Annotated in this window: 18 protein-coding genes and 1 tRNA gene; 8 read left to right on the top strand and 11 right to left on the bottom strand. The window is 65.0% G+C overall.

From position 1 onward, the window contains the following. The first annotated feature begins 24 nt into the window (after positions 1-24). A complete protein-coding gene (locus tag OQF70_RS01475; protein WP_280535443.1) occupies positions 25-666 on the top strand; it encodes a hypothetical protein in 642 nt (213 codons plus the stop codon). Positions 667-989: 323 nt separating this feature from the next. On the opposite strand, the gene OQF70_RS01470 is transcribed toward OQF70_RS01475, so the two are convergent. After that, positions 990-1,062, bottom strand: a tRNA-Arg gene (locus tag OQF70_RS01470). Positions 1,063-1,267: 205 nt separating this feature from the next. Between OQF70_RS01470 and OQF70_RS01465 the strand changes: the two genes are divergently transcribed. Continuing rightward, complete coding sequence (locus OQF70_RS01465; protein WP_280535442.1) at positions 1,268-3,118, top strand: ATP-dependent helicase; 1,851 nt, start codon at positions 1,268-1,270, stop codon at positions 3,116-3,118. Between the two features lie 59 nt (positions 3,119-3,177). Next, positions 3,178-4,374, top strand: a complete 1,197-nt coding sequence (locus OQF70_RS13415; protein ID WP_280535441.1) for a M24 family metallopeptidase — start codon at positions 3,178-3,180, stop codon at positions 4,372-4,374. A 14-nt stretch (positions 4,375-4,388) separates the two neighbouring features. Here the strand turns inward: OQF70_RS13415 and OQF70_RS01455 are convergent, their stop codons facing one another. Genes OQF70_RS01455 through OQF70_RS01430 form a run of 6 tightly spaced genes read right to left on the bottom strand, consistent with a single transcriptional unit; the run spans position 4,389 to position 10,889 of the window. Beyond that, entirely contained in the window at positions 4,389-5,654 is a 1,266-nt protein-coding gene (locus OQF70_RS01455) for an AbrB/MazE/SpoVT family DNA-binding domain-containing protein (RefSeq protein WP_280535440.1), read from the bottom strand. 5 nt (positions 5,655-5,659) lie between these two features. Then, entirely contained in the window at positions 5,660-6,334 is a 675-nt protein-coding gene (gene phoU / locus OQF70_RS01450) for a phosphate signaling complex protein PhoU (protein ID WP_280535439.1), read from the bottom strand. A gap of 4 nt (positions 6,335-6,338) precedes the next feature. After that, a complete protein-coding gene (gene pstB, locus OQF70_RS01445) occupies positions 6,339-7,175 on the bottom strand; it encodes a phosphate ABC transporter ATP-binding protein PstB (protein ID WP_280535438.1) in 837 nt (278 codons plus the stop codon). A 3-nt stretch (positions 7,176-7,178) separates the two neighbouring features. Then, positions 7,179-8,801 (bottom strand): phosphate ABC transporter permease PstA, encoded by a 1,623-nt coding sequence (gene pstA, locus OQF70_RS01440; protein WP_280535437.1) that lies wholly within the window; start codon positions 8,799-8,801, stop codon positions 7,179-7,181. A gap of 1 nt (position 8,802) precedes the next feature. Continuing rightward, the gene (gene pstC, locus OQF70_RS01435) at positions 8,803-9,741 is read right to left on the bottom strand and encodes a phosphate ABC transporter permease subunit PstC (protein WP_280535436.1); all 939 of its coding nucleotides are present in this window, start codon (positions 9,739-9,741) and stop codon (positions 8,803-8,805) included. A 47-nt stretch (positions 9,742-9,788) separates the two neighbouring features. Next, positions 9,789-10,889, bottom strand: coding sequence for a PstS family phosphate ABC transporter substrate-binding protein (locus tag OQF70_RS01430; protein WP_280535435.1), 1,101 nt, complete (start codon positions 10,887-10,889; stop codon positions 9,789-9,791). A 226-nt stretch (positions 10,890-11,115) separates the two neighbouring features. Between OQF70_RS01430 and OQF70_RS01425 the strand changes: the two genes are divergently transcribed. Beyond that, complete coding sequence (locus OQF70_RS01425) at positions 11,116-11,913, top strand: hypothetical protein (RefSeq protein ID WP_280535434.1); 798 nt, start codon at positions 11,116-11,118, stop codon at positions 11,911-11,913. Positions 11,914-11,950: 37 nt separating this feature from the next. On the opposite strand, the gene OQF70_RS01420 is transcribed toward OQF70_RS01425, so the two are convergent. Beyond that, the gene (locus tag OQF70_RS01420; RefSeq protein WP_280535433.1) at positions 11,951-12,253 is read right to left on the bottom strand and encodes a hypothetical protein; all 303 of its coding nucleotides are present in this window, start codon (positions 12,251-12,253) and stop codon (positions 11,951-11,953) included. Between the two features lie 77 nt (positions 12,254-12,330). Between OQF70_RS01420 and OQF70_RS01415 the strand changes: the two genes are divergently transcribed. Beyond that, entirely contained in the window at positions 12,331-12,996 is a 666-nt protein-coding gene (locus tag OQF70_RS01415; protein WP_280535432.1) for a riboflavin synthase, read from the top strand. A 19-nt stretch (positions 12,997-13,015) separates the two neighbouring features. Here the strand turns inward: OQF70_RS01415 and OQF70_RS01410 are convergent, their stop codons facing one another. Continuing rightward, on the bottom strand, positions 13,016-13,789 hold the full coding sequence (locus OQF70_RS01410) for a phosphatidylserine decarboxylase (RefSeq protein WP_280535431.1): 774 nt from the start codon (positions 13,787-13,789) through the stop codon (positions 13,016-13,018). A gap of 367 nt (positions 13,790-14,156) precedes the next feature. Beyond that, positions 14,157-15,386 (bottom strand): orc1/cdc6 family replication initiation protein, encoded by a 1,230-nt coding sequence (locus OQF70_RS01405; protein WP_280535430.1) that lies wholly within the window; start codon positions 15,384-15,386, stop codon positions 14,157-14,159. A gap of 1,054 nt (positions 15,387-16,440) precedes the next feature. Here OQF70_RS01405 and OQF70_RS01400 point away from each other — a divergent pair. Together OQF70_RS01400 and OQF70_RS01395 are read left to right on the top strand one after the other, a co-directional pair. Then, a complete protein-coding gene (locus OQF70_RS01400) occupies positions 16,441-16,689 on the top strand; it encodes an AbrB/MazE/SpoVT family DNA-binding domain-containing protein (RefSeq protein WP_280535429.1) in 249 nt (82 codons plus the stop codon). Further along, positions 16,689-17,117 carry a PIN domain-containing protein gene (locus OQF70_RS01395; protein ID WP_280535428.1) on the top strand — a complete coding sequence of 143 codons (429 nt, stop codon included), beginning with the start codon at positions 16,689-16,691 and terminating at the stop codon, positions 17,115-17,117. Before OQF70_RS01400 ends, OQF70_RS01395 begins: the two co-directional genes overlap by 1 nt. 127 nt (positions 17,118-17,244) lie before the next feature. Here OQF70_RS01395 and OQF70_RS01390 read toward each other — a convergent pair whose 3' ends face one another. Continuing rightward, on the bottom strand, positions 17,245-18,306 hold the full coding sequence (locus tag OQF70_RS01390) for an AAA family ATPase (RefSeq protein WP_280535427.1): 1,062 nt from the start codon (positions 18,304-18,306) through the stop codon (positions 17,245-17,247). 167 nt (positions 18,307-18,473) lie between these two features. Between OQF70_RS01390 and rnz the strand changes: the two genes are divergently transcribed. Next, entirely contained in the window at positions 18,474-19,409 is a 936-nt protein-coding gene (rnz, locus tag OQF70_RS01385; RefSeq protein ID WP_280535426.1) for a ribonuclease Z, read from the top strand. Positions 19,410-19,414: the final 5 nt, after the last annotated feature.

Raw genomic sequence — 19,414 nt, 5'->3', positions numbered from 1 at the left:
TCGTTTAGTGACAATAGTTCTCATATGACGCACTACCCGGACGGCCACCTCGGCCACATCAGCGATATCAAACGGGCAGCACAGGAGGAGCGTGATCCGCACCGACGGGCGATGCTGTGGAACTACCTCCACCACGCCGCCCTCGAAGTGAGCGGCGACTGGGAGGCCATCTTCGATCCCGAGCTGATCGTCGACGATCCGCAGTACGAGATGCGTCTCGGTACCGAAGAACCGCTCGTGCTCGACGGCACGGAGGAGGTGAAGGCGTTCTACGAGGCCGGCGAGGAGGACGTCTTCCTGCTCTCCGACGAGGACGGCCACCAGCTGTTCGTCAACGAGTGGGGGATCGCCGACTTGGCGACGTACGTCGAGTTTCTGTCCGGCGACGATCTCATCGCCGATGGGCTCGACAAGCCGTATTATCGGAACGATGTCGCGGGAATCGATCCCGACGCGATGTATCAGCGAACCTGCCGCCAGGCGATGTTCTGGCCCTACGACGACGACGCCTGCCTCATCGGCGAACAGGTGTATCAACTCGAGCCCTTCGCAGTGGAGCGAGTCGATCCTGACGCCGTTCCCACGGTTGAGGAGATCGCCTCGATCACGGAACCGTACTATCCGGAGAACACTGCTGGACCGACGCCCGTCCGCAGCGACACGTGATCATCGTGTCAGAAGTGAGCGTCCGGGGTTCCACAACTCCTCCGTGGCCTCGTGGTCGCAGACCATCCGCCAGAAGTGATGGCTGATTCTACAGATGAACAAGGCGAGTGCCTCGGGGTCGGACGGAAATCTTCGCTTTCCGTGATGACGAGAGACTCCGTCTCTCGAACCACTTGACCCCGAGGTACTTCACACCTCTTCAGTGACCTCGTGGTCAAAGATCATCGTGTCAGAAGTGAACGTCCTGACGGAGTTCCACGCGAGCGAAGCGAGCGTGGAGCTAGTCAGGACGTGAACGAAGTGAGTGAAACGAACGAAGTGAACGTCCTGACGGAGATTTGAACTCCGGTCCCTGGCTCCGCAAGCCAAGAGGATAGTCCACTACCCTACCAGGACTCATCTTCCAGTAACCGGGAGATACTTAAGATGGTTACGGTCCGTCGGCGTGTGTGGGTTCGGGGAACACGATCGTCTCGGGGTCGCGGCACGAGCGGCGTCGACTCGTCGCCGCCTCGACCGCCGGCCGCGCCGCCAGCGCCGCGATCCGCCGTCCAGACCGAACCCACGTCGTTTATCCGGCCGGGACGCCTGTAGGGGTACAATGACCGAAGCCGACCCGACCGTGACTCGCCTGTTCGGCGGTCCGGGCAGCGGGAAGACGACCGCGCTGCTCGACCGCGTCGACGACCTCCTCCAGGACGACGACGTCGACGTTCGCGACGTGCTCGTGGTCTCGTACACCCGTGCGGCCGCCGCGGAGGTCCGCGATCGCCTCGCCGAGCGACTCGACATCTCCCCGCGCTCGCTGCAGGGGAACGTCTGCACGATGCACGCGAAGGCCTACGAGCTGCTCAACCTCTCGCGCGGCGACGTGGTCGGCGAGGACGACAAATCCGACTTCTGTGAGGAGTTCGGGATCGAGTTCGAGGACGAGTACGGCGGCGCCAACCGCCGAACCGCGCGATCGACGACGATCGGAAACAAGATCATCGCGACCTCCCAGTGGCTCCAGCGGACGAAACGCGACGTCGCCGACTGGTACGACGTGCCCTTCCAGTGGGACGTCGAGGAGGTTCGCCTGCCGCCCGAGACCGATCCGAACGCCCAGGAGGGGAACAAGTACACGCCGACGTGGTCCGCGGACGACGACCGGATCGACGTCCCCGAGACGATCCGCGCCTGGCGGGCCTACAAGGGTGAGCACGAGCTCGTCGGCTTCGCGGATATGCTCGATCGCGTCGCCCAACGCTCTCTCGTTCCGAACGTCGACTACCTCGTGATCGACGAGTTCCAGGACATCACGACCCTCCAGTACGACGTCTTCGAGGAGTGGCTCCCCCACGTCCAGAAGGCGCTCATCGCCGGCGACGACGACCAGGTCGTCTACGCCTGGCAGGGTGCCGATCCCGACCTCCTGCTTGATACCGACGTCGACGAGGACGTCGTGCTCCCCAACTCCTACCGGCTGCCCTCCCGGATCCTCAACGTCGTCAACGCGGAGATCCGCCACATCGACAAACGCCAGGAGAAGGACCTTCGGCCGCGTAAGGAGGGCGGGGACGTCGAGGCCATCGAGAGCCCCTCGATGCTCGAGCTCGTCCGCAACGTCCGGTACACGATCGATGACGACGACGGCAGCGTGATGTGTCTGTTCCGGGCGCGCTACCAGATGTTCGACTTCATCGACGAGTTCATCGACCACGGCATCCCGTTCAAGCTGCTCACCGATGGCCGGATGTGGACCGACCGGCTCACCGACTACGTCCGGGCGATCGAGAAGTACAACGACGGCGAGCCCGTCACCGGCCTCGAAGCCCGCCGGCTCGCGGATATGCTCCAGGAGTCAACGTTCGGGACGAACGAGCGCGACGACTTCTACGACTATCTCGACGACCGCGAGGAGTCGGCTGAGACCGACGACATCACCGAGATCGAGGTCGATCCCGACACGATCGCCGAGTACGCGCCGTTTATGCCCGACCGGGCAAGCGCCAGCGATATGGTCCGGAAGGTGACGAGCTTCCAGCGCAACTCGGTGGAGGCCTACTTCGACGGCGACTACCAGGACGTCGACCCGAGTCGCGTCCGGATCGGCACGATCCACTCCGCGAAGGGCCGCGAGGCGGACCACGTCTTCGTCTCCACCGACCTCACCGAGAAGGTGGTCGAACAGCTCGCCGCCTCCGTCGAGGACCCGACCGACGTCGACGGCGTCGAGGAGTTCACCAAATCCACCAGTCCGGTGCCGGTGCTCACCGACAACGAGCGCCGCGTCTTCTACGTCGGGATGTCTCGGGCCCGCGAGCGGCTCGTGATCCTCGAGAACCTCATCACCGGCGCGCCGACGCTCCCCGTGAGCGTCCTGCTGTTCAACGAGCTACGCGATGAGCCGCCCGCCGAGCTGGTCGAGGAGGTTCAGGCCGAACTGGCCGCTCCCGAACCGGAGCCGTGACCGGCGGGTCGGATCCAGCCGCGACGGCTCGACCGGACACCGGGGTCCGCGAGGACCTCGTGAGCCAGTCCGTTATCCGTGTCGTCGACGCGCTCGCGGCCGCGAACGCGGACGCGCTCGTCGTCGTCGGCGACCGCTTCGACGCGGATCTGCAGTATCTCGCCCGACTCGGATCGTTCGAGGCGCGGGCCGCGGTCGTCGTGACCGCGACCGAGGCGGTGGTGTGTCCCCCGGCCGATCCCCGCCCGGAGCAGTTCACGGCGCCCACAACCCGATTTCACGAGACCTCGAAGGCCGCTGGCATCGATCGCGGCGTGCGGCCGATCGACGCCGACGACGGGGCCCCGGTCGGCGAGCGCGCGGCCGCCGCGGTTACGTCGCTCGTCGGCTCGAACGCGGACGTGGTCGTCCCCCGAGCCGTTCCGCACGACGCGGCGGTCTACCTCGAGCGCGCCGGCCACGACGTCCGATCGACGGCCGCGGTTCGGGACGCGCGGACGGTCAAATCCCCCGCCGAGATCGACCGTCTGCAGGCGACCCAGTCCGCCGCCGTGACGGCGATGCGTGCGGTGTTCGCCATCCTGGCCGCGTGCGATGTCGCCGACGCCTCGCGAGCGCTTCGGTGGCAGGGTGATCCCCTGTCGGCCGACCGGCTCCGACGGGAGGCGAACGCGGCGCTGGCTCGTGCCGGCGTCGATCCTGCCGGGAACACGGCTGTTCGGTCGCCGTCGACCGCAGCCGGTTCGGCCGCGGCCGCGTCGGCCGACGATGACGTCCTTCGAGCCGGCGAGCCGATCGTCGTTTCGCTCGCGCCGAGCGGCCCCGCAGGCTATCACGGGACCCTGACGCGAACGGTCGTCGTCGACGGGGACGGCGGCTGGGAACGACGCGCCCACCTCGCGGTCGAGTCCGCGATCGCGGCCGGGATCGAGACCGTCGATCCCGGCGACCCGGTGTCGCTGCTGCGCGAGGAGGTCGCCGCCGAGATCGGCGCCTACGGGTTCGATCCGACCCTCACGGACCGGACCACCGGCACGACCCACGCCGGGGGCTACGGCGTCGGGCTCGCCCGCCGGGAACGGCCCGCCCCCGACTCGAGCGCGTCGCTTCGGCCAGGAACCGTGCTGGCGGTCGAGGCGAGCGTTCGCGATCCCGACCACGGTGCGATCCGGCTGCGGGACCTCGTCGTCGTTCGTGACTCGGCCGTCGAGCGCCTGTTGGAGTGCCCGACGGCCCTTGCCCCGGACCGGTATTGAGGGGCAAGGCGGGGTTACCGCGACGCAGATCCGGCCGTCCCCGCCGTACAGCCCGTCGCTTCGTCCGTCCGCCGGATCGTGCGTCGGAGACCCAGCTCCGCGATGGCGCCGCCGCGTTCGGCGGTTCGTCGGAGCCGAGACAGCACCGCCCGCAGCTCCGGCGGTGGGTCCTCGGCGGTTGCCAGCCGATGATCGAACGCGTCGATGGTCTCACGGGCTTGATCCATCCCCTCGAGCGCTTGCCGTGCCGTCTCGGCGCCGGTATCACCGACGACGACCGAGACCCCGTCGGACACGCCCGAGCGGACCGTCTCGGCGATCTCCCGGAGCTCCTCGATCCGCGACTCGGCCGGCGGGTCGTCCATTCGTGATCCGGCCTCGGCGACGTCGGCGGCGGCCTCGCGGACGCGCTCCAGCTCGCGCATCGCCGTCCACGACTCGAACAGCGCCGCCCGCGACACGCCGATCGCGTCGGCCGCCTCGAGGTCGGCCATCCCGAGTGCCACCGTTCGGTCGATCATCGCCCAGAGCCGCTCGGCGTGCTCCGCGCGCTCCGCGACCGCCGCCCGTTGGGTTGCCGTCGCGACCGACTCGATCGCCGCCTGCTGTGTCGCGTCGACGACGAACGCAAGCTGGCGGACCGACTGGGTGACCGAGACCTCCCCGGGATCGAGCAGCATTCGCACGGCGGTCCCGGGGACGTCCGTCGTCGCCGTCGACGTCCCGATCCGGCCCCTGCACACCGACTCGACGGCGTGCCGTTGCTCTGCGTCGAGCGGCTCCTCGTGGTCCACCTCCACCGTCCGTATGCCGGCCGCATAGGCCGCCCGGAGCGTGCCCTCGAGGGACGGCGGATCGAGCGCCGGCGTTCGAATGCTGGGTCCGTTTCGGGCGTTTCCCCCGGTTCGCGTGTCGGCCTCGACCCGGCCGCCGGTTCCGGCGGCGTCGGGGGTGTTAGTTCCGGCGACGTCGGGGGTGTCAGTTCCAGCGGCGTTCGTGCCGTTCGGTTTGGTCGTGCCGGCGTCGTCGGCGTTCGTGTCGTCGGGTTTGGTCGCGTCGGCGTCGGCGGCGTTGGTCGTGTCGGGGTCGCCGATCCGGCCGTGGACCCCGTTTCGGTTCCGTGCCTGGACCGCAAGGATGCCGTCGGTGTGGCGATGGAGGGTTACCGTATCGCCGGCCGCGACGCCCTCCGCCTCGGCCCACTCCTTCGGGAGGGAGACCGTGTACGTTCCGTTTCCGACCGTCTGTACCTTGCGCGTTTCCACCGTGTTGGTGTGCATGTCTCTCAGTAGATCAGTTCGGGGTCGCCGTCGACCATGTACAGCGTTCGTGCGGCGATGTTCACGGCGTGATCGGCGGCCCGTTCGAGATCGCGGATCGTCAATAGGACGCGCGAGACGTCATCGAGCAACCGCTCGATCGCCCACGGGTCGCCCTCGACGCGTCGTTCGATCAGGTCCCGGGTTACGCTCTCGCTGGCTCGCTGACACAGCGCGTCGATCCCGTCGTCGTCCGCCGCGATACGCCGACACGCCGCCGCGTCCTCGTCGCCGTAGGCAGTGAGGCTGCGGGCGAGAAGCGACCGCGCTTCCTCGCCGATCGTGTCGATGGCGACGTCAGGATCGAGGGGACGATCCCGCGTGCGTGCATACCGTGCCAGGTTGACCGCGAGGTCGCCGATCCGCTCGAGGTCGGTGATGATCTTGAACGAGGCGGCGACGAATCTGAGGTCACTTGCCACGGGTTGCTGGAGGGCGAAGAGATCGATACATGCCGACTCCAGTTCCAGATAGCGCTGATTGATCTCCTCGTCCCCTTCGATGACGCTCTTTGCGGTCTCGGTATCGGTGTGTTCGAGCGCGGAACGGCTCCGATCGAGTCGCTCCAGCACCAGTTCGCCCAGTTGTTGCACGTCCAGCCGGAGTTCATCGAGGGACTCCTGGTACTCGCGTCGTGGCATACGATCACCCGAACTTGCCGGTGATGTAGTCCTCGACGCGCTGCTCGTCGGGGTCCTCGAAGATCGTGGTGGTGTCGTCATACTCGACGAGCCGACCGCCGGTGAGGAAGACGGCGGTCCGATCGGAAATCCGGGCCGCCTGCTGCATGTTGTGGGTGACGATGACCACGGTGTACTCCGTCGCGAGATCGTCGATGAGGTCCTCGATCTTCGAGGCCGCGATGGGGTCCAACGCCGAGGTCGGCTCGTCCATTAGGATCACTTCGGGGTCCGGTGCGATCGCCCGGGCGATGCAGAGCCGCTGCTGTTGTCCTCCCGACAGGTCCAGTCCCGAGGTGTCGAGTTGGTCGTTCACCTCGTCCCACAGCGCAGCACGCTTGAGCGACTCCTCGACGCGGGCGTCGACGTCGCCGTCGTACCCCTGGATCTTCAGGCCGTAGGCGACGTTCTCGCGGATCGATTTGGGGAACGGATTCGGCTTCTGGAACACGATCCCGATCTTCCGGCGTAACGCGACGGGGTCGACGTCGTCGTCGTACACGTTCGTTCCGTTGAACACCACGTCGCCGTCTACCTGACAGACGTCGATCATATCGTTCATCCGATTGAGACACCGGAGGAACGTCGACTTCCCGCAGCCCGATGGGCCGATGAGTGCGGTTACGTGGTGCTCGGCTATATCCATCGAGACGCCGTTTAACGCCTGGTCGTCGCCGTAATGGACGTCTACGTCACGTGTCTCGATGATCGTCTCCTCCTGGCTGAGGGGTGCGTCTCGCGGCGCTTCGTCGCCGGTCTCGATCGTCGTCTGTATCTTCGGAGAGGTTTCTGACTTGCTCATCCGTTAGGTCTCACGTCCGTACTTGTTTCGGATAACGATCGCCGTCGCGTTCATCAGCAGCATCAGTATCAGCAACACCACGGCCGCCGCCGGGACGACGCCGTGTCGGAACTCCGGCTTCGCGTTCGCCGACGCGGCGAAGATCTGTAGCGGGAGCGCCGTCGCGCTGGAGAACAGTCCGCTCGGCGGACTGTACGTCGTCGTCGCGACCGCAATGATGACCAGCGGTGCGGTCTCACCGATTGCTCGCGCGAGCGCAAGGATCGTCCCGGTGAGCGTGCCGGGGATCGCCTCGGGTAGGACGACCTCGCGGAGCGTCTGCCATCGACTCGCACCCATACCGTATGACCCCTGTCGCAGGTCATCGGGGACCCCCCGCAACGCCTCCTGCGTCGAGACGATGACGATGGGGAGGATGAGCAGTCCGAGGGTTCCCGCCGCCGAGACGACGACTCCGGTCCCGAACCCGAGTGTCCGCCGGAACAGCGCGAGCCCGAGCAGTCCGTACACGACCGACGGAACGCCGGCCAGGTTCGAGATGTTGATCTCCAGGAGCGTCGCGAGTCGACCGCGGGTCCCGGTATCCGGCGCGTACTCCTCCAAGTAGATCGCCGCGCCGATTCCAACCGGAAACGCGAGGACCGCCATGAAGCCGACGATGATGATCGATCCGACGATCTGCGGATACACACCCGCGTTGCTCGCGGTCAGCCCGTCCCACGAGTTCAAAAGCAGGTTTGACGTGAGGTACGTGTCCGGGTTCTCGATCCCGAACCGTTCGACGATCGCGGCGCCGACCAGTGCACCTCCCACGAGGACGAACGGTCCTGCGATGCCGACGCGTCCCTCCGGATTCGTCCGGGTTGACCGCCGGAGGACGTAGCCGGTGGGAACGACGAACGCCGAGAAGAGGACGACCAGAAGCGACGCGTTGGCCCCGGTGACGATCGACGCCACCGCGACGGCGAGACCGCCGCCGATGACGATCCCCCCGGCGACGGCGCCGTCACGGTTACCGCGGCGGGCAGTCGTCAGTCTCGCGACGAGGAGCGCCGCGGGGACTGTGACGAGACCGAAGTACATGATCCACTCCGCGGCGATCCCGATCGGTCCGCGGACCGAGTCGTACAGCACTGTCGCGACGCCGATACCGACGATGATCGACGCGGGAATCGCCGGCCCGGTGTACGTCCGGTTGTTCGTCGTTCGATCGTACGCCAGGACGAGCGCCGGCGGAAGCGACGCGAAGAAGACGTAGGTAAACACGTCGTACGGGCTGAGCGAATCGACGACGGCGTAGATGACGACGCTGAGCAGGAGCCCGCCGAACACCGCCGCGAACGCCTTGGCGTTCGTCTCCCGCACAGCCGGCCGCCGCCGGGCATACAGTGTGAACGCGGCCGTCGGCGTCACGAGGGTTCCGAGGTAGACGAGGAACCACGCGGGCGACGCGGTCCTCGGCTGGAACGCGTCGTTCGAGATCTGCGCGAACAACACGAGCAACGAGACGATCCCGACGAGCGTGGCCGCGACGAGCGCGACCTCGAAGAGTTGTCCCTTCAGCTGTTGGAGCCGGAGTGCCGTGCTTCCGCCGAGTTGGTCGCTTGGAGCCTCTTCGGTTGCCATGTCAGTATTCCTCCCGGAACCGCCGTCTGACCAGTTCGGCGAGGACGTTCATCGTCAGCGTGATCGCGAACAGCGTGATGCCGAGCGCGAACATCGCCTCGTAGGTGGGCCCGCTGCCGAGGGAGTCCGCGTTGGCGATCTGGACCATCGCCGCCGTGATGGTCTGGCCCGACTCCGCGAGGTTGCGGAGGACGTTCGGGACGTACGGCATCTGCGGACTCATACCCATCGCCATCGTGACCGCCATCGTCTCGCCGATCGCTCGCGAGATCGCGAGCACGTACGACGCGACGATGCCGGAGGTCGCCGACGGAACGACGATCTTCGTCGAGACGTCGAACTTCGTCGACCCGAGTCCGTAGCCGCCCTGTCGGAGACTGTCCGGGACCGCGCTCAGCGCGTCCTCGCTGATCGACGACACCATCGGGATGATCATGATCCCGACGACGATACTCGCCGACAGCGCGTTGAACGTACGGAGCGACGGAAACACGCTCTTAAACAACGGCGTGATGTACACGAGCGCCATATAGCCGTAGATGACGGTCGGAACGCCGGCGAGGATTTCCAGGGACGGTTTCAGGATCGATCGAGCCTCGTCGCTCGCGTACTCGCTGAGATAGATCGCCGCCGCCAAGCCGATCGGCAGCGCGATCAGCGCCGAAACGATCGTGACGATGAGGGTTCCGCTTATCAGCGGGAGTACGCCGTAGTTCTGTGCGATGACGGGGCTCCAGCTCGTTCCGGTGAAGTACGTGATCGGCGATATCTGCGACCAGAACGAGAGGGCGCGTCCCGACAGTGCCAGGATGATTCCGACGGTCACGACGATAGTGAGGACGGCACACGCCGCGATCAGACGGCCATAAAAGCGCTCCTTGCGGACGACGAACCCGCTCCGTTGGAGCGACCCGACCCCGCTCTCCGGTTCGTTGCTCATGTGGTTAATAAAACGTGAGGTGTGTACACGGCGTTCCCCTTCGGGCGCTAGGCGCTGTACTCGTACTCGCCGGCGATCGCCTCCTCGAGGGCGGCGAGATTGTCGTCGACCATGTCCTGGCTGCTCGGGACGTAGCCGATGTCCTCGGCGATGTAGTTCTCGTCTGCCTCGTTGATGTAATACTCGAGGAACTCCTGGAGGTGGTTCTTCTCCTGTATCTTGCTCATGTTGCCGTAGAAGAATAGCGGCCGTGCGAGCGGATAGTTCCCGCTCTGTGCGCCTTCAAGACTCGGCTCGACCGGGTCACTATCCCCATCACTGAGACTGAGGGCCTTGACCGTGTCCGGGTTGTTCACGTAGTACGCGAAGGGGAGATACCCGAGGGCGTACTCGTTGCCTTGGACGCCCTGCGCGATCAGGTCGTCCTCCTCGGTTCCCTCGAAGTCCTCGCGGATCGGCTGGTCCGCGTCGGTCTCTCCGATGACTGTCTCGGTGAAGTAGTCGTAGGTGCCCGACGTGCTTGCCGGACCGTAGAGGTCGAACGGCTCGTCGGGCCAGTCGTCATTGACGTCCGACCACAAGTCGGGCGCGGTGTCCGGCGACCAGATGGTTCCGAGGTCTTCGAGCGAGATCGTGTCGATGAAGTCGGCGTCGTTGTTGACGACCACGGTGAGCGCGTCCTGCGCGACGAAGAACTCGACCGGCTCGATGCCGTTGTCGCGGCAGCGCTGGAGTTCCTCGTCCTTGATCGGTCGACTCGCGTTGTTGATGTCGCTGTCGCCGGGGATGAACACGTTCTCGAACCCGCCGCCGCTGCCGTCCCGAGTGAGGTTGAAGCTCACGTCCGGGCTCCGTTCCGCGAACGAGCGAGTGACCTCCTGTGCGACCGGGTACACCGTACTGCTCCCCGAAATTCGGATGTCACCGGACAGGCTTTCCGATCCGCCGTTGCCGTTCCCGTTGCCGCCGCCGTTTCCGTCGCCGTTGCCGCTTCCACCGTTTCCATCGCCGTTGCCGCCGCCGTTGCCGTTCCCGCTTCCGCTGCCCGACGTGCAGCCGGCGACCGCGACCGTGCCGGCCGATCCGGAGGCCAGAAGGAACTTTCGCCGCGATACGTGCTCGGACGGACGCGTTGACTGGGGCGCCATCGAGTGAACACAGCCGTCGACCGCATATTAATCATAATATGATTGATATATATGGATCGGAACCGATCGGACGGGTCCCGTGATGCGTTGAGGTGACCCAACCCGTCCATCGATCTCCGGGGACCTATATAGCGATCCGGACAGATACGTATCGGTCCCGTCACCTTCGGGGTCGTATAGCGATCTCTTATAAACGATTACAGTGGTGGCGACCGCGGGAGCGCGTATGGGATCCGAGGCGGCGGGATCGACGGCCGACGGCGTTCAAACACGACTCGCGACCCTTCGACGGACGGTGCGCGCCGAGCGCCGCCGCGTCGTCGACGAACGGCAGGCCTTCGATGTCTTTCGAAAGCGGCTCGCCGAGATCGATCCGCGGGAGACGACTCGGACCTCGGCGCCAACGCACCTCGTCGGCGATGCCGGCACGTCGGCCGCCACGCCCGGGCTGTGCGCGGTGCGTGACGCCTACGAGGAGACGGTGATGAGCGTCCCCCACTACGCCGCCGACTACGACGACACCTATCCCGAAAGCCTCGCGGCGGAGTTCGGGCGCGAACTGTCCGTCACGCTCACCACCGGGACCGCCTTCGATCCCGCGATCAAGCGGGAGCTCGGGCGCATTGCCGGCGTTCGTCGCGACCGCCGCGCGGATCTGCTCGACACGCTCGATGCGGAGGCGACCTCTCTCGACGAACTCGGAACCCGGCTCCCGGAGCTGGCCCGCGACGTCGATGACCTGGTGAACGTCGACGTCGACGGCATCGGCTTCGGCGCGCTCGAGGCATACCACGCCCGGGCGGGGACGTTGCGCGACCGGTGTGAGGCGGTCGCACAGGGACGACAGGCGGCCATCCGCCGTCAGCGCCGCGATCTTCGCGTTCCGGGCGAAACCCGGGACGTTCCACGATACCTCTACGTCGACTGCGAGGCGACCTACCCCGTGTTGGCGATGATCGCCGATCTGACCGACCGTGCCGCGTCGTTCCAGTCTCGGGTCGAGACGGCGATCGCGGAGTGGTGACTGCACCGAGTCTCCGTTACGTCGGCCATCGATCCCGTCACTCCTCGGACGACCCGTCGACGTCGGCCCGATCGACGCTTCCCGCGGCCGGCTCCTCGGGGTCGTCGCTCCCGGCCGCTCGGAGCCGGCTGGGGAGCAGCCCCGCCAGGAGCCCGCGGAGGATCCGCTCGGGATCCAGAAAGTACTGCGGGAGGACGACCATCGCGACCGCGATCCCGACCATCGCGACGCCGACGACCATCTCGCCGTCGAGGGCGCGCATCACACCGTAGTTGGCCACCGGAATCGCGAAGATAAGCGTGGTCGCGAGGCCGATCGTGTCGAGGAGGCCGAGTCGCATCGTCGATCGGTATCCCACGACGGCTTAAAAGGGACGCGACGCGACAACCACTTGACTCGCCCGTCCGAAGCGACGCTATGTTCACCGGGATCGTCGAGACCGCCGGCGAGGTGGTCGGCGTCGAGGAGACCGCGGACGGGCGCCGGCTTGCGATCGCCGCTTCCGGCCTCTCGGAGCTGTATCACGGCCAGTCGATAAGCGTCAGCGGTGTCTGCCTGACGGTCGAGGCGTACGGGGACGACGTGCGCGTTGCGGACCCCGAGACGGCGACGGACCTCGATCGCTCCGCGGACGCCGGCGCCGGCGACGACGTCGGCGTCTTCGAGGTGTTCCTCGCGAGCGAGACGGTCGCGAAGACGTACCTCGGCGCCCTCGGCGTCGGCGACGTCGTCAACGTCGAGCGCGCGATGCCGGCCGACGGGCGCTTCGACGGCCACCTCGTCCAGGGCCACGTCGACACGGTCGCGACCGTCGAGGCCATCGAGCCCGTCGGCGAGGACTGGCGGTTCACGTTCGCGCTCCCCGACGACCACGCACGATACGTGGTTCAAAAGGGCTCGGTCGCCCTCGACGGGATCTCACTCACGGTCGCGGACCGCCGTGAGGACGCCTTCGACGTGGCGATCATCCCGACCACCTACGAGCTCACGACGCTCTCGGAGAAGGACCCCGGCGACCCGGTCCACCTGGAGGTCGACGTGATCGCGAAGTACGTCGAGGGGATGATCGACGGGTACGTCTAGGACGTCCCGCGTGACGTGTTCACGTCCGCGCCAGCACGGTCTCGCCGGCCCGAACCGTCTCGCCCTCCCGGACGCACAGGTCCGACCGGTCCACCGACGGCGGAAACAACACGTCGGCGCGCGAGCCGAAGGAGACGTGGGCCACGCGTTGCCCCCGATCGATCTCGTCGCCGACGGAGACGTGGGGGTGGATCCGGCGCGCGAACCAGCCGGCGATGCAGAACAGCTCGTAGTCGCCGCAGTCGATCACGACCTGCTCGTTCCGGTCGGAGTCCTTGCTGAAGGCGGGTTTATAAGCGCCGGGTCGGTGGCGGACCGCCTCCACCGTCCCCGACAGGGGCGCGCGGTTCACGTGGACGTCGGTGACGTTCATGAAGACCCCGACGCGCAGGCGGTCGCCCTCCTCACGGACCACCGATACCGTCCCGTCAGCAGGTGAGACGGCGGTGACCGCATCCGGGTCCCTCGACCCGTTTGAGTCCGTCGCCTCACTCGGCTCGGTCACCCCATCGGGATCCGGCGGCGATCGCGGAGGGTCGCGATGGAACCACAGAACCCCGAGCGCGAGCGCGAGGAGGATGGCCCCCGCGGGCGGGACGAAGACGAGCAACGCCGCGCCGAGCAGCGCCGGCGGCCGGGCGAGTCGCCAGGCGTCGTCGACGACCGGGAACGGCAGAAGGCGGGCCAGCGGCGGCCGGGCGTCCGACCGAGGTTCCGACGGAGGGGCATCCGAACCGGCTTGTGGCGTGGTCGATCGGTCGAAGGTCACGGTGGATCGACTTACGCGCCGCATCGGTCAAAAGACCGGGGGTCGCTGCGGGTGACGGGTCGGTTTATTCGTGATATACCACACCGACTGTCGAGTGTATCGACGAAACCTACGACAACCAGGCCGATAGGGCGTCGATCAACAGCTTGTCGATCGAAGACACACACACCACCTGTCGAGTGTAACGCGGACACATACGGGTTGACGTAGACGGCTAGAGCTACCCTTGCGTTGGTCGCTGCTGCCGATATTCGAACACCACGTGTCGAGTGTATATCTGGTTTAACGGACGTTTTAATCCCTCTACCGTGTAAATACTGATTACGGATCTACCATGTCAGACCAAAGACCTGATGAGTCACACACCACCTGTCGAGTGTAACGGTAGGTACTAGTTGACGGGTGAAAAGCGTGGATCGGATTCGATCGCCGTCTGGACCACGGTCGGGTCCTCGAGGAGATAGTAACGGTTCGTGATCCCCTTGCCACGTCCCCGGCCGACTCGATCGGTGACGCCGAGAATGTCGAGGAACGCCTGTTCGTTCAACCGATCAACCATTCGGCGCTGCGAGAGTGAATCAATGTCGAGGGAGTCGGTGAGCTGTTCGTACTGTTCGTATATTTGGCGTGTTGGGAACTCCTCCTCGTTGTTCGCGTCCGCAAGCAGTGAGAGTGCGTATACTGCCGCTTTCGATTGGGTTGGCTGGTCCTGTAGGAGTTTGGAGAATCGGTCGATATCCGCCTTTTGGCGGGCGTTTCGGACGTGATTCTCCCGAACGACGTCACTCTCGTCCTCCTTGGCGAGTTCGCCGGCGTTTCGGAGAATATCGAGCGCCTTCCGCGCGTCACCGTGTTCCTGTGCGGCGAAGGCGGCCGCGAGCGGAATCACGTCATCGTTGAGGGTGTCCTCGCGAAAGGCATCCTCCCGATGTCGCATGATCTCGCGGAGTTGATTCGCATCGTACGGTGGGAAGATGAACTCGCGTTCCTGGAGGCTGCTCAAGACGCGTTCGTCCAGCGAATCCTTAAATGAGATCTTGTTGCTGATCGCGAGGATGCCGACCTTACACGTTTCGAGCTTGCCTGCTTCTCCTGCTCGAGACAGTTGCATCAACACGTTGTTCCCTTGCAATTTGTCAACCTCATCCAGAATGATGATGACGACATCGTGGAGCGTTTCGAGGATGTTCCACAGTCGGTCGTAGTACGCGTTGGTCGACAATCCGGACAAGGGGATCGTGATGTCCGTCGTCTCCGGTCGGTTGAACGATCGTGCGAGCGTGATGACGACTTGCGTTTCCGTCGTCGCCTGCGTACAGTCGATGTAGGCACGATCGAGTTTCGTGTCACGGTCACGAGCGAACTCCTCAGCACTATGTGTGACGTGCTTCGCGACGAGACTCTTTCCGGTACCCGTCTTCCCGTAGATGAGTGTGTTTCGGGGTTTTCCGCCGCGTATCGCGGGATGAATGCTGTTGGCGAGGCTGGATATTTCGTCCTCCCGGCCGATGATCCGTTCCTCGTTGGGAATGTGTTCGATATCGAGGAGTTCCTTGTTGGCGAAGATCGGATCCTCGCTTTGCCAGATAGAGTCGAGTGAACTGTGATTCTCGTTGGTCATAGATGCGATCGACTCCCAAAGGAGTCGTCTCTTGTTACACACGACGGTCGGTGTAGTATATAAATATATGTGTTTTGTAGACACCAACTGTCGAGTGTATAGTCACGTATTTACGCTCTTTAAGCTATAAAAAGAGGATATTGATATTGGATCGAATTAACCGTCGACTTGGATATAGACACACCGTGCGTCGTGTGTATTTCTGGATCGACGGGTCGATGAGTGGTGACTCTGGAAACGAAGCAAGCATCTCTGGAACTCGAGTTCATTGCTCACTGGTGTGGCCAGCAGCGAAGATCTCACGAAACAGTCCGCATACACCCCAGTATCTCACACCGTTGTATTGGCTTCCCAAACTTGTACTGGCTGCTGATACACATCCAAGCCGTATTTGATTTCGCCGCCGGCGCTGCCGGTATGGCTGTCTTGGAGGATGACTGGTACGATCGCGTTATCCAATATAGTATGAACCTTTCTATACCAGAGGTAATATCCGTTATATCACACGACTGAGTTAGTGAGTGTTCTCGAATTCTTTAGATCTCCTCAGGCTTGATCCCGAGGGTTTCGCTTGAGATCCTGTTCTCTGCCTCAACGGAGATCGGTGGTCCATGTCCCTGTTTCAGAGTTCGTGATCCGATCTTCGCACTACCTGTGGCTATCTGTATCCACTTACACTCGACACCCGGTGTGTGTCTCCTACTTCGGAATGGAAACACCGATTCTGCGCGTACGTACAACGGTCGTTTCGGCCTCAAACGGTTGAAATACTCCATATACACTCGACACCCGGTGTGTGTCTGTCTCCCCGTCGATCAACGTCGGCACCGGCGTCGACGGCGGAGTCCAGCGCGGATAGCCGACTGCGCCAGTTACGATCCCGAATGGCTGGTGAGATCGTTGAGCGCATCGATCGATATACCTCCGAGATCGCCCCCGTGCTCGGCACGAAGTCCGTGCCGGTCTTTTTGAGCGACTCACGGTGGGATGAACGGACGACGGTTCGAATAATTTGGGGGCAAATTACTTTCGTAGGTGCCGCGTACACCCGGATATGTCCCACGAGATCGAGAACGAAACGACGGTCAACGAGAGCTACTCGATCACGGTTCCGGCGGCGGTACGTCAAGCCGCCGGCGTCGAAGCGGGTGACAAACTCCGCTGGCACGTGGACGAGGACGGGACGATCTCGGTCGAACTCGTCAAACAGCGCTACGGCGCGTTTTCGCGGTTGGACCCGGTTGACATCGGTGAACCAACCGACGCCGCGGAGGACCACGATCTCATCGCTGGAGACTCGTGATGTCGACGGTCGTCGTTGATGCGAACGTCCTCATCGCTGCCCGTCTCTTACGCGACCAGAACCACGAGCGGGGGACCGCGATCGCGGGCGCGATAGATCACGGGACCCTCCCGACGGCATACGTCCTGAGCGACGTTCTCGAGGAAGTCATCAATTATCTTCAGGCGAGAGCGGGACACGACGTGGCTATCGAGACTCTTGATGCGCTCATCGAGAGCAGCGGATTCTCACTTCTGCAGACCTCGAAAGCGGATTTTAACGCCGGTCGATCGGTGTTTCGACGGTACGAATCGCTCTCGTTGACTGATGCCGTCATCGTCGCAACGATGCAGCGTGAGGGGATCGACCATCTGTACAGCTTCGACGACGGATTTGACGGGATTCCCGAACTCACTCGTCTCACCACTTCGGATAACCCGTTCGAGTGATGCTCCCTCTGTAGCACTTCTGATACGCTTTCAGGCCGCTACACCGCCCCGAACCGTCGGGCCACGAACGCCGAACGCTCAGGCCGCCGAACGGCCAACTCCTCAGGCCGCCGTGCTCGCCGACTTCTCAGGCCGCCGTGCTCGTCGCCTCCGGGTCCCGGAGATCGACCGCGATCGTCTCCCGGCCGGCCGCCCACGCGGCGAGCAGGTGCGTGAGGTGGAGCTGGTCGTCGAGCCCCTCGGCGAGCTGCAGGTCGACGTCGCCGGCAAGCGTGTGGAGGCGTGCGAGCTCCGCCCCGCCGTACGTCGATCCGGCGCGGGCCACCCGGAGGATCTCGCGGAGGAGGCCCGGGCCGTCGTACCCCTCGTCGTCAAGCAGGTCGCCGAGCGTGCTCCGGGCGTCGGCGAGGTCACCGTCCACGGCGGCCGCGAGCGCCTCGCGGATCGCCTCGTCGTGGCCGATCTCCCCGAGCGTCTCGTAGGCGGTCGACATCGTCACCTCCCCACCCTCGACCGTGGTCGCCTGCGCGGAGAGGATCGCTCGCCGGAGGTCACCACCCGCGGCGCTGGCGACGAACTCGAGGCCGTCGTCGTCGTAGTCGACGTCCTCGCGGTCGCAGATCGTCGCGAGCACGTCGATCGTCTCGTCGATCGTCGGCGCGCGCAGCCGGATCGGGAAACACCGCGATCGGATCGGCGGGATGAGCTTCGTCGGCTGGCGGGTCGTGATCACGAACTGCGTCGTCCGGTGGTGCCGTTCCATCACGCGCCGCAGCGCCTGCTGGAAGTCCTCGCGGATCGCCTCGGCGTTGTCGAGGACGATCGTCTTGTAGTCGCCACTCATCGGCGCGTAGGCGGCTGACTCCGTGAGCACGCGGTTTATCATGTCGCGCTTCGCCATCCCGCTGCGCCCCGCCAGGAACGACTCGAAACGCGGGTCGGTTCGAATCTCCTTTTTGGTCCGCCCGAAGAAGTCGGCGACGTTGATCTCGATCAGGTCGTTGTCGGGATCGGCGTGCGCCTCGCGGGCGAGTGCTCGGGTCGCGGCCGTCTTGCCGACCCCTGGCGGCCCCTGCACCACCAGGTTCATCGGCTCGCTGAGCGCGCGATCGAACCGCTCCCTGGCCTCGACCTGCCGGATCTCCGCAAGGTCGGGCGCGTGCCGGCTCGTCCACAGCGGTCCGTCCATTACCGGGTCCTCGGGGACCCGCGGTCAAGAATCGGTCGATCGGTGGGGTCGATCGGTGGCAGTGGCCCGGTCGGCCGATCGGTGGCAGTGATCCAGTCGACCGGTCGGCGGCGTCCGCCAGCCCCCCTTTCGACACCGGTTTATAAGCGCCGCCCGCACCTGACGGTATGTCCTTGCGCGTGACCTTCCTCGGGACCGGCGGCGCCGTCCCGACCACCGAACGAGCCCCAAGCGCCGTGTTCTGCAACCGCGATGGCGATCGGTTGCTCTTCGACTGCGGCGAGGGGACCCAACGCCAGATGATGCGGTTCGGCACCGGGTTCACCGTCGACCATATCTTCATCTCACACCTCCACGGTGACCACGTCCTCGGACTTCCCGGCCTGATCCAGACGATGGACTTCAACGATCGCACCGAGCCCCTGACGATCCACTGCCCGCCGAACACGACCCGACACCTCCACGACCTCGTTCACGCCGCGGGTCACGACCCCGCCTTTCAGGTGCGGTTCTCCGAGGTCGCACCCGGAACCGTCGCGCTCGACGCCGACGAGTATGCAGTCCGCGCCTTCGAGACGTCACACGGCACGCGCTCACAGGGGTACGTCCTCGAGGAGGACGACCGGCCGGGGCGGTTCGATCGACCGAAGGCCGAGGAGCTGGGTGTTCCCGTTGGGCCGAAGTTCGGCCGGCTCCACGAGGGCGAGCCCATCGAACTCGAGGACGGCACCGTGGTCCGTCCCAAGCAGGTCGTCGGTCCGCCTCGTCCCGGCCGTCGCATCGTCTACACCGCCGACACCCGTCCACAGGAGCGCACCGTCGAGGTCGCCGCGGACGCGGACCTGCTGGTCCACGACGCCACCTTTGCCGACGATATGGCGGATCGCGCGCGCAAAACTGCCCACTCGACCGGCCGTGAAGCCGCCGAGATCGCCGACCGCGCCGGCGTGGCGCGGCTCGCGCTGATACACGTCTCCTCGCGGTACGCCGGCGACGCCTCGGCGATCGAACGGGAGGCCCGCGAGGCCTTTGCCGGCGAGTGTTTCGTTCCAGGTGATGGCCGGACGATCGACGTTCCGTATCCGGACGCCGCGGACGACTGAGCCAC

It is taken from the genome of Halopenitus sp. POP-27 (assembly GCF_029889855.1).
GTDB lineage: Archaea > Halobacteriota > Halobacteria > Halobacteriales > Haloferacaceae > Halopenitus > Halopenitus malekzadehii.
Note: the sequence above shows the minus strand (reverse complement) of the source record. Positions and strands in the feature narration are given on the sequence as shown.